This is a genomic window from Alkalihalobacterium elongatum (assembly GCF_019024285.1).
Lineage (GTDB): Bacteria > Bacillota > Bacilli > Bacillales > Bacillaceae_F > Alkalihalobacterium > Alkalihalobacterium elongatum.
The window spans coordinates 218329-234038 of sequence record NZ_WMKZ01000001.1; the positions used below are offsets into that span (position 1 = coordinate 218329).

Consider the following 15710-nt stretch of genomic DNA (forward strand, 5'->3'; position numbering starts at 1 on the left):
ATAGAACATTAAGTTAATGCTATTCATTAATTTTTTGATTGAGAACTTTGTACCACTCTTGTGTTGTCGTTGAATCTTTAGAATTAATAAATATATAGTTCTCTGATGTTTTAATATAGATAAATGGCGGCTTGTTTAGATGAACATAAAGACGACCTCTTCCTAGATCTTCAAGCAAAAACTGTCCTTTTTTTCGGTTAAAAACCGAAGATCCCCCAACTTTACGATTGATTTTTGGAATTACTTGATGGAGTTCAACGGTCTCAATGTCAGCAATGGCCAGTTCTGTACCCATATGACCAGTTACGATAATATTATTTGCTTCAATCTCTAACTCATTGGCAGAATAAGTTAAAAAAACAACAACACCAATGACTATGAATGCAAAGATCGCCATTGCAATCGATATAAGTCTTAAGATTCTTTTAATATTATCCTTTGTCTCTAAATGATCCGATGCGTCCCTCGTCATAAACATTACCTCCCCATAGTTAGTAATTACCACTTAATTATACCTATATTTTGGTAAAAAAATATTATAATTTGGCTGTTTTCGTAAACTTTATTGCTATTGGAGCGCTTTCTTTGGAGTCCAATAGCTAAAACAACAATCCTTGACAAAATAGCTTAATAAAAAGTTGCGTTTGGATATGTATTCAAGAATTCATACGTATATCTAAAATTATGCTAATATATCCCCGTTCTAGAGGTTTTCATGTCTGTCTGTGATATATTTCATTGCGAAACAGGAGACTAATGATATACTCATATTTAGTTATTATTACTTTTTTATAGAAAGAAAGGGTAGACAAAATGAATGTTAAAATCCTTACTTTATTGACCGTTTTAGGATTGATTATTTTAATAAATACTGCTTGTGGAACAGTCAACAATTCACCAGAGGACAGCATAGAACTAAAAATAGCTGCCGCGTCAGGATTAACATTACCTTTTACTGAAATAGGTCAAGCGTTTGAGCAAGAAACAGGTGTTAAAGTAACATTTTCATTTGGTTCAACAGGTCAATTAGCGGATCAAATTTTAAATGGTGCTCCTTTCGATGTTTTCGCCGCTGCTGATATCAAATTTATAAATAATTTGGCGGAAAAGGAACTAATTGTTCCAAAATCTAAAAAAATTCACGCTTTAGGCCGTATCGGAATGGCAACTCTTCCGGATCAAGAAGTGATCGTAGAAACCCTTCATGATCTTTTAAAACCAGAAATTAAAAAAATCGCCATCGCTAACCCTGAACATGCTCCATATGGTCTAGCTGCGAAACAGTCACTTGAAAAAGCAGGTATATGGGAAGAATTACAAGGAAAAATGGTGTATGGTCGCAATATTTCAGATACATTAGCTTATATAGAAACTGGCAATGCGGAGGCAGGAATTATTGCTTTATCACTTTATAACGAAGATGCCGTCAATTTTCATATAATAGACGATACGATGCATGCTCCAGTTGAACAGTCAATTGCTGTAGTTCGTTCCACCAATCAAGTAGAACTAGCACATGAATTTATTGAATTTACTATGGGTCCAATCGGAAAACCAATTATGGAGAACTACGGTTTTATTGTGCCAGAGTGAGGAGAAGTAAGTTATGGGAGAAGTTAATTTATTTCCACTATTTCTTTCTTTGAGAGTTGCTACTACAGCAACTCTTTTAGCTCTTCTCATCGGCCTTCCTATCGCTTATTACCTTGCAAAATCAAAAGGAAAGCTTGCTGATCTCGTCGATACGGTCATTACACTCCCTGTTGTCTTACCGCCTACTGTTCTCGGCTACTATTTACTCGTACTACTAGGAAGACAAAGTCCAATCGGTCAGTTTGTCGAACAACATTTTAATATGACGATTGTCTTCACACCAACTGGTGCCGTCATTGCGGCACTCGTTGTTTCTATTCCTTTTTTAATTAAGTCAGCGAAAGCTTCGTTTGCAAGTGTAGACCAAAACATTGTGAATGCTGCAAAAGTATTAGGTCGATCTGATTTTAATATCTTCTTTACTGTTATTTTACCACTTGCGTGGAGAGGCATAGCTTCTGGACTTACACTTTCATTCGCGCGAGCATTAGGTGACTTCGGTGCTACATTGATGGTTGCAGGAAGCATACCGAATGAAACAATGACCATGCCAATCGCTATATATGATGCGCTTCTTGCTGGAAACCGAGATTTAGCGAATTTGCTAGTATTTATCATGACAGCAACGTCGATCTCCGTTTTATATATTATTAATCGTTTGGAAAAAAAAGTATTAAAGGGGTGAAGGAAAAATGTTAGATGTGACAATTCAAAAAAAACTGGATAACTTCGCCCTTGATATTTCGTTCGACGTAAAAAAAGGCATCACTGCATTATTAGGGCCTTCAGGCTGTGGAAAAAGTTTAACGTTACAATGCCTCGCAGGACTCCAAACTCCCGATGGCGGCAAGATCATATTAAAAGACAGAATTCTTTTTGATGCTATAAGTAAAAAAACAATCAAAACGAGACATCGTAACATCGGCTATGTCTTTCAAAACTATGCACTTTTCCCGCATTTAACGGTAAAAGAAAATCTAGCGTTTGGACTAAAAAAAACACACAAGAAAGCAGAAATTGAAGAGAAGGTCACGGAAATGATCTCGAAAATTCACTTAGAAGGGTATGAGCAACACTTTCCGAGGCAACTATCTGGTGGGCAGCAACAGCGGGTAGCCCTAGGAAGAACATTAATTACAAACCCTGATTTGCTATTGCTCGATGAACCATTTTCAGCTTTAGACCATCATGTAAAACATATGCTGGAGCAAGAATTGTTAACAATCATTCAAGAAAACTTTTCAGGTGCTGTGTTACTTGTCACACATAATATGGAAGAAGCCTACAGACTCGCGGACAAAATTCTACTTTTAAAACAAGGTGGCGTTATTCAATCAGGCGAAAAGGAAGATGTATTTCAACGTCCAAAATCGGTCGCTGCAGCGCAGATTATTGGCTGTAAAAATATCATTCCTATTCATTCGATCAATATAAAGAGTGAGCTACTTGAAGTAACCAGTCATGGTTCAAGCTTGACCGTAAAAGACAGTAAAACATTCGAAAATCAACCAACTCATATCGGAATTCACGCTGAAAACATAGAATTTGTCAATGCAGATGCCCCTCCTCTAAATACCTTTACCTATGAAATTATTGAAATGATAAGCGGCATTAATCAAACACTCATTACACTAAAAGTAGGTAGCCTGGAACTTAAAGCAGTCGTCCCAAATAATAAAAAACAAGAGATGCTAGCTACCACAAAAATATTCCTACCACCAGAAAATCTATTTCTTCTAAAATAAATTGGTGCCAGGCACCTTTAGTCGACTAAAGGTGCCTGGCACCATATTATACGTAATTTATATAGCTTTTTGTACTCCTTTTTCCCCATCCATAGGGTTTTGAGCATAATATATTTCAGACTCGAGATACGTTACATATTTCACCACTTGCTCATCTGTCCATTTAAATTCTTTTTTCATGTATGCAACAATCTCATTTTTCCATTGTTTTACCCAGTTAATATTAAAAAATAATGCGCCTGTTCTACGATTAAAGAAATCGATTGGTGTAGCTACCATTTCTTCTTCAATTCCATATTTGATTTGGGCAAAGACTGTAATCGGTAATCGATGGAGGTCAGCATCTTTTTTATTATTTCTAATAATCTCGTAAATTTTTACTACATTGGATCCGTATAAATGTACAAGCCGTTTTGCATCTTCCGCCGATAAACCGAGCTCCTCACCTTTTGTAATCATTTCACTAACATATGACTTAAACTGCGCAGATCCACCGACATCTCCACCTGAAAGCTTCGTACTTGCAGTCGTACAAGGTTGGGTGTTTCCTAAGTCTATTGCAACAATATCGACAATGCGTTCAGCCATTTTACGGTAACCAGTCAGCTTTCCTCCAGCAATTGAAATAAGACCTGTCTCGGAAAAGAAAATTTCATCCTTTCGAGAAATTTCAGATGCACTTTTTCCTTCTTCATGAATTAATGGACGCAAACCAGTCCAGCTTGACTCAATATCATCGACAGTCAAATTCACAGACGGGAACATATAATTACAAGCAGCAATAATATAATCACGATCTTCCTCTGTCATTCGCGGGTGAGCAATTTCTTCATTATAAAATGTATCAGTAGTCCCAATATATGTTTTCCCATCGCGAGGTATGGCGAAAACCATGCGCTTGTCATTTTCTGTATCAAAATATACCGCCTGCTTTAACGGAAACCGACCGCCATCAATTACGAGGTGAACTCCCTTCGTTAAATATAGATACTTACCTTTCTTTGAGTTATCTTTTACACGCAGTGTATCGACCCATGGACCAGCAGCGTTGACAATCTTTTTCGCATAAATACGATATAGTTTACTAGATAAGACATCACGAACTTTAACTCCAACTACTTTTCCATTTTCATAGATAAACTCTTCTGCTTTTGCATAATTTACTGCTTTGGTGCCACGGTGGACCGCTTCCTTTAATACTTCGAGAGTTAATCGCGCATCATCTGTACGATACTCCACGTAAATTCCGCCGCCTTTGAGTTTATCGCTACGTATTAATGGCTCTTTTTCTATGGTCGCCCTTTTAGATAACATTTTACGACGTTCGTCTTTTTTTACACCAGCTAGATAATCGTAGACCTTTAACCCAATTGATGTTGCTGTCTTTCCAAAAGTTCCTCCTTGGATCATTGGTAATAACATCCATTCTGGTGTTGTTACGTGAGGTGCATTTTCATAAACAATCGCCCGTTCTTTTCCAACTTCAGCAACGAGCTTAACTTCAAATTGTTTTAAATATCGCAATCCTCCATGAACTAGTTTAGTAGATCGGCTTGAAGTACCTGCTGCAAAATCTTGCATTTCAATTAATCCCGTTTTTAACCCCCGCACTTGTGCATCCAGGGCAATACCTGTTCCTGTAATACCGCCGCCAATTACCAATAAATCCAATGTATGTTTAGACATTTCCTCTAAATAGACTGAACGTTGTTTACTTGAAAAAGAATTTCCCATCATTGATCTCCCCTTTTATTTATCTTATGAGGGCATACAAAAAGAGACCACAACCTCTTAATTTTTACGCAAACACATAAAAATTGAGTGTTGTGGCCTCTCCTATTCTCCGACCTCGATATTAACTTATCATCATTATAATACTATTTAAAATGTTTTGCAAACATAATATTTACTTAAATGCCATTGTTGCATGAACTGCTTTTTTCCAGCCTGAATATAATTGCTCTCTACAATTATTATTCATTTCCACGTTAAATGTACGATCAATACACCACTGTTTCGCAATATCCTCCCGACTGTTCCAGAAACCTACGGCTAATCCCGCTAAGTAAGCAGCTCCTAGCGCTGTTGTTTCTTGAACAACTGGACGCTCTACTGGAACACCTAACATATCACTTTGAAATTGCATTAGAAATTCATTCGCCACAGCTCCACCATCAACACGTAATGTTTTTAGTGAAATTCCTGCATCTGCTTCCATCGCTGTTAAAACGTCCTTTGTTTGGTAAGCTAGTGACTCAAGTGTTGCACGAATAAAGTGCTCTTTTTCTGTCCCACGTGTAATTCCAAAAACCGCTCCACGAACATCACTATCCCAATACGGAGTTCCGAGCCCAACAAACGCTGGTACCACATACACTCCTTCAGTTGAGTCCACCTTCAATGCATAGCTTTCCGAGTCACTTGCTGACTTAATCATGCGGAGTCCATCACGTAACCATTGAATAGCAGACCCAGCGATAAAAATGCTTCCTTCTAATGCATATTCTACTTTTCCATCAATTCCCCATGCGATGGTTGTGAGCAACCCGTGTTCAGATTTTACCGCTTTTGCCCCTGTATTCATAAGCATAAAACAACCTGTACCATACGTATTTTTCGCCATTCCTTCTTCAAAGCACGCTTGTCCAAATAAAGCGGCTTGTTGGTCTCCAGCGGCACCCGCAATTGGTACTTGCTCTCCAAAGAAGTGATAGTCAACCGTCATTCCATACACTTCTGATGATGGTCTGACTTCAGGTAACATACACTTTGGAACCGATAACATTTCAAGCAGTTCATCGTCCCACTTTAACTCATGAATGTTAAACATCAACGTACGCGAAGCATTCGAATAATCTGTTATATGAGCTGTTCCACCGGAAAGCTTCCAAATGAGCCACGTGTCAATGGTTCCAAATAAAAGCTCACCATTCTCTGCCTTCTCTCGAACTCCTTCAACGTTATCTAAGATCCATTTTACTTTTGTACCCGAAAAATAAGCGTCGATTAATAAACCCGTTTTCTCTCGGACCATTTGCCCATGCCCTAGACTCTTTAATTCTTCACAAATATCAGCTGTTTGACGAGATTGCCAGACGATTGCATTGTAGACAGGTAGCCCCGTATTTTTATCCCAAACGACCGTTGTTTCACGTTGATTTGTAATTCCAATCCCTGCGATATCCTTCGCTTTAATATTGGTCTTTAATAATACACCAGAAATGACAGATAGTACTGACGCCCAAATTTCATTTGCATTATGTTCTACCCAGCCTGGCTTAGGAAAAATTTGCGTGAATTCCTTTTGCTCGACATCGACAATTTCTCCTTGTTGATTAAAAATAATTGCACGTGTACTTGTTGTTCCTTGATCTAATGAAAGTATATACTTCTTTTCCATCTCTTTAATCCCCCACAATGAGTTTTATATTATTAATACTATAAAATTTACTTGATATAACTAAGCTGTTGCTTTTTTATTTATCGGAAGAGCTTTTAATTGTTTTTGCTTCTCCATTTGTAATGTTAATAGAAGGACAGCAACAAATGCTGTACTAAAATACCATAATGCCGAATAGACAATTCCTTCAAATACAGCGGCGTAAAATAAGGCTCCAAGACCTCCACCAATAATGGGGCCAACCACTGGAATCCATGCATAACCCCAATCAGATGAACCTTTACCTGCAATCGGTAAAATAAAGTGGGCAATTCTCGGTCCTAGGTCACGAGCTGGATTAATCGCATAACCTGTCGTCCCACCTAAAGAAAGTCCAATAACGACAATTAGAAATCCGACAATTAATGGATTAAGTCCTTCTGTGAATTCATTGGCACCAATTGCCAATAATCCTAAGACTAACACAAAAGTACCTAGAACTTCACTAAAATAGTTAGATGGTGTATGAGAAATTGCAGGGCCTGTTGAGAAAACAGCTAATTTCGCTCCTTGATCTTTCGTTTCTTTCCAATGTGGATAGTAGTGCAGCCATACGAGTGTTGCGCCAATAAAAGCGCCTAAGATTTGAGCTGCAATGTATAGCGGTACATCATTCCAAGGAAATTCATCTACTAAAGCCATTCCAACGGTTACTGCTGGGTTGAGGTGAGCACCGCTGATCGCCCCAACAGCATAAACGGCCGTTGCTACGCCAAGTCCCCAAGCCATCGTAATAGCGATCCATCCACCATTTTCAGCTTTTGATCCTTTCAGAACACATCCAGCGACTACTCCTCCCCCAAAAATAATCAAAATCATCGTACCAATCATTTCACCAACAAACGGCAATTTCATTTCCTCCTTTTAATTCAGAAGACAAAAAAAGAGATCAGTAAATCAGTCATCATTAAAAAATGATAACTACTTTACTGATCTCCGTGTCTCCATCAGAAATATTAACTTGTAAACTATTAAAACAAAATCTGAAAACGCTGTCAATCTATTAACTCAAAAATGTTCAATAATAAAAAAACGGTGCCTGGCACCCCTTATAGGGTGCCAGGCACCGTTATCACTTTAAAGCAATAAAGCAACCCTACTATACCATAACCTTACAAATATCATTTGTAAATTCAACTGGGTCTTGAATTGGTAACCCTTCAATTAGAAGTGCTTGGTTATAGAGTAAGTTAGTAAACAATGTTAGCTTATCTTTATCTTGAACAAAAGCGTCTTTTAATGACTTGAATACGTCATGATTAATGTTGATTTCTAACACTTTATCTGCTTGGACATTTTGGTTATTTGGCATTGCTTTAAGAATTTTTTCCATTTCAATAGAAACTTCACCTTCTGTTGAAATGCAGACAGGGTGAGATTTCAAGCGCTTGGATGCGCGTACATCTTTTACTTTTCCTGATAAGATGTCTTTCATATAATCGAATAGTTCTTTATTCTCGCTTTGTTCTGTTTCAGTTTGATTTTCATTTTCTTCATCGATTCCTAAGTCACCACTTGAAACCGACTTGAACTCTTTTTCTTTATAAGACATTAACATTTTAATTGCAAACTCGTCGATCTCATCTGTAAAGTATAAAATTTCATAGCCTTTATCTAGTACAATTTCTGTTTGCGGAAGTTTCTCAATTCGATCGTGCGAGTCTCCAGAAGCATAGTAAATATACTTTTGATCTTCTGGCATACGTTCAACATATTCAGCTAATGTGACCAATTTCTTTTCTTTTGAAGAGTAGAACATAATTAAATCTTGCAAATCTTCCTTATGTTGACCAAAGTCACTATACACGCCATACTTCAACTGTCTACCAAATGTTTCGAAGAACTGCTCATATTTTTCACGTTCATCTTTTAATAAGCTTTGAAGCTGGCTCTTAATTTTGTTTTTAATATTTTTAGCGATGAGCTTAAGCTGACGGTCGTGCTGAAGAATTTCCCTTGAGATATTTAGAGAAAGGTCTTCTGAATCAACCATACCTTTTACAAAGCTAAAATAATCAGGTAGTAAGTCTGCACATTTATTCATAATTAATACTCCGCTTGAATATAGCTCGAATCCTTTTTCAAACTCTGGACTATAGAAGTCAAACGGCATTTTTTCTGGGATGAAAAGAATAGCATTGTAGCGTATTGCACCGTCAACACTAATGTGAATATGCTTTAAAGGCTTGTCAAATCCGTAATGCTTTTCTTGGTAGAAATTCTCGTAATCTTCATCAGTTAATTCGTTTTTATTTTTTCGCCAAATTGGCACCATACTGTTAATGGTTTGCTCTTCTTTGAATTCTTCAAATTCATTATTTTCGCTACCTTCTTTTGGTCTTTGACTCGTAACTTCCATCTTGATTGGATATCGAATAAAGTCAGAGTACTTTTTAATTATGCCTTTTAGACGATATTCTTCTAAATATTCATCATATGTTTCATCTTCTGTGTTTTCTTTAATTGTTAAAATAATTTCTGTTCCAATCGTATCTTTTTGTGCTTCTTCAATCGTATATCCATCAGCACCTTCTGACTCCCATTTGTACGCAACGTCACTTCCGAGAGCTCTTGTTGTTACTGTGACAACATCAGCTACCATGAATGCGGAATAGAAACCAACTCCAAATTGACCGATAATATCATGACCATCTTTCAGTTCGTTTTCATTTTTAAAAGCTAAAGATCCACTTTTCGCGATTGTTCCAAGGTTGTTTTCTAACTCCTCTTTCGTCATCCCGATTCCAGTGTCTGTGATTTTAAGCGTGCGGCTCTCTTTATCCGCCTCAATTTTTATGTAGTAGTTATCTTTCTCGAATTGTAAACTATCATCTGTTAGAGCTTTATAGTAAATTTTATCGATTGCATCACTAGAATTAGAAATAAGCTCTCTTAGAAAAATCTCTTTTTGAGAGTAGATTGAATTAATCATCATCTCTAACAGTCTTTTTGACTCTGCTTGAAACTGCTTCTTCGCCATGGAAACTTCCCCTTTCAATCACTATTCTTTTTTATAATTTCACCTTAATTCTAGCACTCTTCCCTTCAGAGTGCTAACCCAATAATTAAATAACACAAAAGCGAAGCTTTGTCAAGAACCGCAAATATACGGTGCCTGGCACCTTTAACACAGCAGAGTATAAAAGGTGCCTGGCACCGCTTGAATTCTTCCATTACCTCATCCCAATTATTTCTTTTACTTTTTCATCTAACTGAATGTTGGGGTTTTCTTTCAGTAGCTCAAGTATAAATTGACGTTCCTCAACAGGTGAAATGAGCGTAAAGTCATAGAATTTTCCATAAACAATTTCGAGCCTGTTGATAGACAAAGCCGGTGCTGAAAGTGGATTTTTTGTTTTATTAATTTTCGATATATCCGCGATATTAATCGTTTTATTGAAAGGACCATATTTGATTTTAAGTTGTTTATCTGTCAACAGGTAACCTGTCCCAAACCATAGCCATACCATAAAACCAGCTATCGGAATAGCTATGGCGAACGCAATCATTTCTCTACCTAAAATTGGCATCATCAACGAAAATAGGACTGTTGCCCATATAATAATGCCTAACCACAGATCTTTTTCTGATGGATAATGCATATAACACCGCCCCTCTTAATCTCAGTTAAATGATGACATGCCAATGCCCTGTTTACTTAAATGTATCGTAACCCTTCGTTTTCTTTTCCCACTCTTCATTAAATCTTTCTTTCTCTTCTTTACGTTTATACTCAAAAAAAGGTTTCACTCTTTGAAAAAAGCTTCTTAATGAACTCATTGGAATTCATTCCTACAAATTTTTATACATGCTCATAATTTCCGTAATTTGAGAAAAACTAAAGAAAAATTGTAAACAACACCATTTATTAGGGGTGGTCTTCAATGGAAAATTTTTTTGATAACGTCTTAGGTTTTCTGCCGCAACGCTCCATTGTTTGGACGGCTTTAGGATCAGCTCTAATCGTCATTGCTTTTCAAAAAGGTTCGCAAAAATTACAGGAATTTGTGAAGTTGCCATACATGGAAGAGGAAAATCAACAGAAACGCAAAGAGATTTTAGGACAATCTGGGAAAGATCAGCAATCGAAATCTTAAAGGAGTCAAAACAATGAGCAATAAAAAGGATTATGAAATTAGCCCAATTGAGATGGGGATTTCCTTAACCTCTTTAATTTTCGGAGTGGGCATCTTGACATTACCAAGAACTTTAGCAAATGAAGTAGGAACTACTGATGGCTGGATTTCGATCCTTTTAGCAGGATTTATTTCAATTGGGTTAATCTATTTATACACTCAATTACAAAAAAATTTTCCAAACCGAACATACCTTCAATTCTTAGCTGAAGGAAAAATAGGTAAATGGGTCGCCAAATTCATGGGCATTCTTTTTACTATTTATTTAGTTGTTTTAGTTAGTATTCAAGCGAGAATATTGGCGATGGCTGTTAAAATGTATTTGATTGACCAAACTCCATCAGAAGTCCTCGTCGCGATTATTCTCCTTCTCATAACCTATGCAGTATCAAAGGGCGTCCAGGGAATTATTCATATTCATTTGATGTTTACCCCGTTTATTTTTGTCGCATTATTTACTATCATGATATTCAATTTTAATGAAGCTCAATTTGATCGCTTACTTCCAGTTATGAGTGAGGGGATTAGTCCAGTTTTATATGGCGTTTTACCTCCTATGTTTTCGTTCGCTGGGGTCTTTCTTTTATTCTTTTTTATGGCCTATATGAAAGAGTCGGACTTACGTTCAGGAACGATTAGCCTATTTATGCTTGCAACGACTCTCATTTATGCTTTTCTAACCATTACCGCATACGGAGTATTCGGCCTAGAAATGACTATGGTGATTACGTTCCCGGCGGTTGAGTTAGCTAAGGAAATCGAATTAATCGGTGCCTTTATTGAACGATTTGAATCAATTTTTCTCACGATATATATCATGGCGATTTTTACATCGATGGCCAACATTCTTTTTGTCATCCATCAAATTTTTAAGGAACAATTTATTCAATCTCAGAAGATGCAAACTTATCTTCCAGCCATGCTCATCTTTTTAATTTTTTTAATTGCCTTTATTCCTAATTCATTCACTGAAATGCAAACCACTGGTAGATATGTAGGTCTATTAGGAGATGGATTAATAATAAGTACATTTATCATCGGCTTTTTAACGGTTTGGTTCCGAAACCGAAGTAAATCTTCTATTAAGAATAGTAGTTCAATGTAAAGTGGTTAAGCTACTCTTAGGGTTTAAAGGGGTACCTGCAACAATAGTTAAGAAAGTAACACGATTACGAAAAAACAAGGGGGATGTAGAATGAAAAAAATAATTTATTTTACCCTCCTCATCCTGCTCGTCCCTTTCCTCATCGGGTGCTGGGATCTTAATGAAATTGAAGAAATTGGATTTGTAGTCGCACTCGGATTCGATCCAACTGAAAATGAAGAAGAAAAGCTAAGGACGTATGAACGAGAAAGAAGACACCGTATTTCTCGAAATGCAGAACATCCCCAATTATTTGATGCGACCTTTAACGTTGCAATCCCGAGCAAAATCGAAGCACAAGAAGGTGGGAGAACAGGGCGAGCTTATTTCAATATTACAACAACCGACTTGACCAACTTCAACACAATTCGAGAAGCTTCTGCCAGAAGAAGTAGAAGACTCAATTTCGAGCATTTAAAAGTAATGATCTATAATGAAAATTTAGTGCGAGGCACACCCATGCTTAAACATTTAACAGATTGGTATATTCGAGACCACGAAATGAGGAGAAAATCTTATGTCTATATTACAAGTGCCAATACGAAGGATATTTTAAATATTAAGTTGCCACTTGAAGAAATGATAGCCACTTCCATTGAAGACATCACTGATAATTATCAATCTCTTTTGGAGATGCCTTCGCCCACAACAATTGGTGAAATAGCTAGTCATATTACTGGTAAAGAGAGTTTTATAATCCCACAAATTAAACTAGTGGGTAATGATTTGATAATTACAGGAGCCGCCGTATTTCTAGGAAAAGAAAACACGATGCTAGGTTGGCTAACTGAAGAAGAGATAAAAGGCTATAATTGGATTATAGGTGACGCCCAAAACGTGATTATCGAAGTGGAGTACGACGAAGGTCAAGGAGAATTCTTTGTATATGAAGTAGTCGAAATGGATACTACCATTGATTATCGCCGCGAAAATAACCGTAATATTTTTGATGTTAAATTAAGAGCTGAAGGATCACTAGGAGAAAGTTGGCTTAATGATGTGGAGATTAATAATGAAGAGACGATCCGTGAACTAGAAGCCCTTATCGAAAAAGAAATTGTTCGGCAAGTTAATATTAGCATTGAAAAAGTTCAGAATGATTATCAAGCGGATATTTTCGGGTTCCATAAAAAAATTCGGCAACAACAATATCCTTATTGGAAAACGATAAAAGAAAACTGGGAGGGCGAAGGCGGAGAGTTCCAAAATGCCGATGTGAATGTGTCAGCCGTCGTTAAAATACGCCATTATATGTTAAACGAACGCTTAGAATAGCCGTTATTGGAGGTGACTTAAATGTATAGAAAGTTATTAAGAAAATTAAATACAAATAAAGTTCGTTCAAAAGATGAATATACACTTGAGGTATCTCCTGTTATAGACGAAATGATTACTTCCATTAAGAACATCGTTGGTGAAAGTGATGACATCGTCCAACGTGATTTCCTAATCGGAAAAGGACTAAAAGCGACTTTGTTTTATGTTGATGGCTTAGCTGATGAAAATGGGATTGAAACAAAAGTGATTAAGCCTCTACTACACTTTTCTGATGACGAAGTTGAACGTTTAAAAGGGGATGCCTTATTAAACCATCTAACAAAGGAAGTTACCCATTTCATTGAATTTTCAATCGAAACGACATATGACAATGCTATCTTACCTCTCATGTCTGGGGAAACATTACTCGTCATTGATGGCATTCCCAAGTTCATTTTATTAGAAACGAGAAGCTTTAATCAGCGTGCAATCGAAGAGCCTGAAAGTGAAATTGTTGTTCGGGGGCCTCGTGACGGGTTTAATGAGGTTCTTCATACAAATGTCATGTTACTTCGCAGACGAATTAGAGATCCAAATTTGACGGTACAATTCGGACAAATCGGACGGAGGTCTAAAAATGATTTTGCCCTTATTTATGTGAAAGGTATTGCAAATATGGATCTAGTAGAAGAAATGCGTTATAGGATTTCTTGTATTGATGTAGACAATATAGAAGGGACAGGTGGTCTAGAACAATTTGTCGAAGATAATGTATTATCCCCTTTTCCGCAATTAATACGAACCGAACGACCAGACAAAACAACTTCACACCTTCTTAATGGGAAAGTTGTTATCGTATTGGATAGTACGCCGTTTGCTTTAATTGCACCACTGACCTTTGAAGAATATTTTAAGTCACCAGAAGATAACTATGATCGCTGGCAAATTAGCTCATTATACCGTGTGCTCCGGTATACTGGTGCATTTATTGCGATGTTCTTACCTGCACTTTATATAGCAATGGTATCGTATCATCAAGGTATGATTCCAACTACATTGGCTCTTTCAATTGCTGGTTCGCGAGAGGGTGTTCCATTCCCAGCCTTCATAGAGGCACTCTTGATGGAATTTACGATTGAGTTACTGCGTGAAGCAGGGGTTCGTTTACCTCGTCCTGTTGGTCAAACGATTGGTATTGTTGGAGGACTCGTCATTGGGGATGCGGCGGTTCGTGCAGGGATTGTAAGCCCTATTATGGTGATCGTCGTGGCCTTGACAGCGATCGCATCTTTCTCATTACCAGCTTATAATATAAGTATTACATTTCGGATGTTAAGATTTGGTGTTATGATAGCCGCTGCTACATTTGGCCTGTTCGGTATCGTTATCTCTTATATTTTAATTAACATTCATCTTGTCGGTTTGCGTAGCTTCGGTAGCTATTATACATCACCGTATGCACCCTATCACTTTGCAAATTGGCTTGACCTCGTAATTAAGGCCCCTATCTCAGTAATTAAAAAAAGAAAAGCAGAACCAAAGACAGAAGATCAGAACCGTCAGGTTTAATAATTCTTAACTATGGACCGTGCTACTGAATTTGAATTCTTCTTTCATCATATATGAGGTTGTCTCAAAGTAGTGCCAAACACGGTAAACAGCATGTAAACTGCCGTGAAGGGACAATTGAGCCAACCTCGCTCGTTCTTACAAACTATTGTAAGATTTGTATCTCACTTTCTGCTCTCAACTCAGCAAGAAGCTCGTTTAACAACTCTCCCCGCCTCTTTTGAATCACATTGGCTTCAATCGTAGGCCTCACCTGTTCCACATCAATTTCACCTTCTGTAAAGCCATTATATTGTTCAAGTAGATCATCGATTTCATCGACTGAAATTTCGAGTCCCTCTAAGTATCGCTCAACAAAAAGGTCAATTTTTAACATATTCTCTAAATCTTTTTCTGTCAGATAATTTGCTTTTAATTCTTTCAAATACTCTTCTTCATCTTCATAATTATGTCTAATGTCATTCATGTGCTCTTCTATATACGTAGCATTTATCCCATCACGTTCAGCAGCCTGAAGTAATAATACCTTACTAATTAAATCTTCTAATATTTGCTCCTCAATTTGACGAACAAAATGGGGATCTTCTGTATCTAGCCCATCCTCTTTATACATTCTTTTTCTGTGTTCCACTAATTCCTGAAATTCAGATTTATGTATTTTCTCATCATTAATAATCGCGACAATGGTCATTTCATCATTTGGCAGTTGAACTTCCTCTTGTTCTAATTTTTCGCTGCCCGAACATCCAGCCAGTCCAATAAAGAAAATGGCTGTTAAGAAAATATAAACATAACGAAACACAAAAATCATCCTCTCTATTCATTTT

At 37.1% G+C, this 15710-nt stretch carries 15 protein-coding genes; 7 read left to right on the forward strand and 8 right to left on the reverse strand.

Annotated elements, in window-relative coordinates:
• Positions 1 to 19 precede the first annotated feature (19 nt).
• The gene (locus GKP30_RS01150) at positions 20 to 472 is read right to left on the reverse strand and encodes a hypothetical protein (RefSeq protein ID WP_216827547.1); all 453 of its coding nucleotides are present in this window, start codon (positions 470 to 472) and stop codon (positions 20 to 22) included.
• Between the two features lie 341 nt (positions 473 to 813).
• Here GKP30_RS01150 and modA point away from each other — a divergent pair, with 341 nt between their 5' ends.
• The 3 genes from modA to GKP30_RS01165 are packed head-to-tail and all read left to right on the forward strand — an operon-like array spanning position 814 to position 3338.
• A complete protein-coding gene (modA, locus tag GKP30_RS01155; RefSeq protein ID WP_216827548.1) occupies positions 814 to 1593 on the forward strand; it encodes a molybdate ABC transporter substrate-binding protein in 780 nt (259 codons plus the stop codon).
• Between the two features lie 13 nt (positions 1594 to 1606).
• Positions 1607 to 2278: a molybdate ABC transporter permease subunit gene (gene modB / locus GKP30_RS01160; protein WP_216827549.1), complete on the forward strand. Its 672-nt coding sequence runs from the start codon at positions 1607 to 1609 to the stop codon at positions 2276 to 2278.
• 7 nt (positions 2279 to 2285) lie between these two features.
• Positions 2286 to 3338 carry a sulfate/molybdate ABC transporter ATP-binding protein gene (locus GKP30_RS01165; protein WP_216827550.1) on the forward strand — a complete coding sequence of 351 codons (1053 nt, stop codon included), beginning with the start codon at positions 2286 to 2288 and terminating at the stop codon, positions 3336 to 3338.
• A 57-nt stretch (positions 3339 to 3395) separates the two neighbouring features.
• Here the strand turns inward: GKP30_RS01165 and GKP30_RS01170 are convergent, their stop codons facing one another.
• The 6 genes from GKP30_RS01170 to GKP30_RS23680 all read right to left on the reverse strand — a co-directional run bounded on the left by GKP30_RS01170 (position 3396) and on the right by GKP30_RS23680 (position 10557).
• On the reverse strand, positions 3396 to 5072 hold the full coding sequence (locus tag GKP30_RS01170; protein WP_328703104.1) for a glycerol-3-phosphate dehydrogenase/oxidase: 1677 nt from the start codon (positions 5070 to 5072) through the stop codon (positions 3396 to 3398).
• A 172-nt stretch (positions 5073 to 5244) separates the two neighbouring features.
• Complete coding sequence (gene glpK, locus GKP30_RS01175; protein ID WP_216827552.1) at positions 5245 to 6738, reverse strand: glycerol kinase GlpK; 1494 nt, start codon at positions 6736 to 6738, stop codon at positions 5245 to 5247.
• Between the two features lie 60 nt (positions 6739 to 6798).
• Complete coding sequence (locus tag GKP30_RS01180) at positions 6799 to 7608, reverse strand: MIP/aquaporin family protein (protein ID WP_236034864.1); 810 nt, start codon at positions 7606 to 7608, stop codon at positions 6799 to 6801.
• Between the two features lie 268 nt (positions 7609 to 7876).
• Positions 7877 to 9757, reverse strand: coding sequence for a molecular chaperone HtpG (htpG, locus tag GKP30_RS01185; protein ID WP_216827554.1), 1881 nt, complete (start codon positions 9755 to 9757; stop codon positions 7877 to 7879).
• A gap of 193 nt (positions 9758 to 9950) precedes the next feature.
• Entirely contained in the window at positions 9951 to 10379 is a 429-nt protein-coding gene (locus GKP30_RS01190; protein ID WP_216827555.1) for a PH domain-containing protein, read from the reverse strand.
• Between the two features lie 52 nt (positions 10380 to 10431).
• Positions 10432 to 10557 carry a hypothetical protein gene (locus GKP30_RS23680; protein WP_268884645.1) on the reverse strand — a complete coding sequence of 42 codons (126 nt, stop codon included), beginning with the start codon at positions 10555 to 10557 and terminating at the stop codon, positions 10432 to 10434.
• Positions 10558 to 10661: 104 nt separating this feature from the next.
• Between GKP30_RS23680 and GKP30_RS01195 the strand changes: the two genes are divergently transcribed.
• The 4 genes from GKP30_RS01195 (at position 10662) to GKP30_RS01210 (ending at position 14883) form a co-directional block, all read left to right on the forward strand.
• Positions 10662 to 10874, forward strand: coding sequence for a hypothetical protein (locus GKP30_RS01195; protein WP_216827556.1), 213 nt, complete (start codon positions 10662 to 10664; stop codon positions 10872 to 10874).
• A gap of 13 nt (positions 10875 to 10887) precedes the next feature.
• Complete coding sequence (locus GKP30_RS01200) at positions 10888 to 12018, forward strand: GerAB/ArcD/ProY family transporter (protein ID WP_216827557.1); 1131 nt, start codon at positions 10888 to 10890, stop codon at positions 12016 to 12018.
• A 90-nt stretch (positions 12019 to 12108) separates the two neighbouring features.
• Positions 12109 to 13332 (forward strand): Ger(x)C family spore germination protein, encoded by a 1224-nt coding sequence (locus GKP30_RS01205; protein ID WP_216827558.1) that lies wholly within the window; start codon positions 12109 to 12111, stop codon positions 13330 to 13332.
• Positions 13333 to 13353: 21 nt separating this feature from the next.
• Positions 13354 to 14883, forward strand: a complete 1530-nt coding sequence (locus GKP30_RS01210) for a spore germination protein (protein ID WP_216827559.1) — start codon at positions 13354 to 13356, stop codon at positions 14881 to 14883.
• 145 nt (positions 14884 to 15028) lie between these two features.
• On the opposite strand, the gene GKP30_RS01215 is transcribed toward GKP30_RS01210, so the two are convergent.
• A complete protein-coding gene (locus GKP30_RS01215) occupies positions 15029 to 15685 on the reverse strand; it encodes a SurA N-terminal domain-containing protein (RefSeq protein WP_216827560.1) in 657 nt (218 codons plus the stop codon).
• Positions 15686 to 15710 lie beyond the last annotated feature (25 nt).

Coding starts and splice junctions, on each gene's coding strand:
- GKP30_RS01150 (WP_216827547.1), bottom strand. CDS start 472: ATGACGAGGGACGCATCGGATCATTTAGAGACAAAGGATAATATTAAA.
- modA (WP_216827548.1), top strand. CDS start 814: ATGAATGTTAAAATCCTTACTTTATTGACCGTTTTAGGATTGATTATT.
- modB (WP_216827549.1), top strand. CDS start 1,607: ATGGGAGAAGTTAATTTATTTCCACTATTTCTTTCTTTGAGAGTTGCT.
- GKP30_RS01165 (WP_216827550.1), top strand. CDS start 2,286: ATGTTAGATGTGACAATTCAAAAAAAACTGGATAACTTCGCCCTTGAT.
- GKP30_RS01170 (WP_328703104.1), bottom strand. CDS start 5,072: ATGGGAAATTCTTTTTCAAGTAAACAACGTTCAGTCTATTTAGAGGAA.
- glpK (WP_216827552.1), bottom strand. CDS start 6,738: ATGGAAAAGAAGTATATACTTTCATTAGATCAAGGAACAACAAGTACA.
- GKP30_RS01180 (WP_236034864.1), bottom strand. CDS start 7,608: ATGATTGGTACGATGATTTTGATTATTTTTGGGGGAGGAGTAGTCGCT.
- htpG (WP_216827554.1), bottom strand. CDS start 9,757: ATGGCGAAGAAGCAGTTTCAAGCAGAGTCAAAAAGACTGTTAGAGATG.
- GKP30_RS01190 (WP_216827555.1), bottom strand. CDS start 10,379: ATGCATTATCCATCAGAAAAAGATCTGTGGTTAGGCATTATTATATGG.
- GKP30_RS23680 (WP_268884645.1), bottom strand. CDS start 10,557: ATGAGTTCATTAAGAAGCTTTTTTCAAAGAGTGAAACCTTTTTTTGAG.
- GKP30_RS01195 (WP_216827556.1), top strand. CDS start 10,662: ATGGAAAATTTTTTTGATAACGTCTTAGGTTTTCTGCCGCAACGCTCC.
- GKP30_RS01200 (WP_216827557.1), top strand. CDS start 10,888: ATGAGCAATAAAAAGGATTATGAAATTAGCCCAATTGAGATGGGGATT.
- GKP30_RS01205 (WP_216827558.1), top strand. CDS start 12,109: ATGAAAAAAATAATTTATTTTACCCTCCTCATCCTGCTCGTCCCTTTC.
- GKP30_RS01210 (WP_216827559.1), top strand. CDS start 13,354: ATGTATAGAAAGTTATTAAGAAAATTAAATACAAATAAAGTTCGTTCA.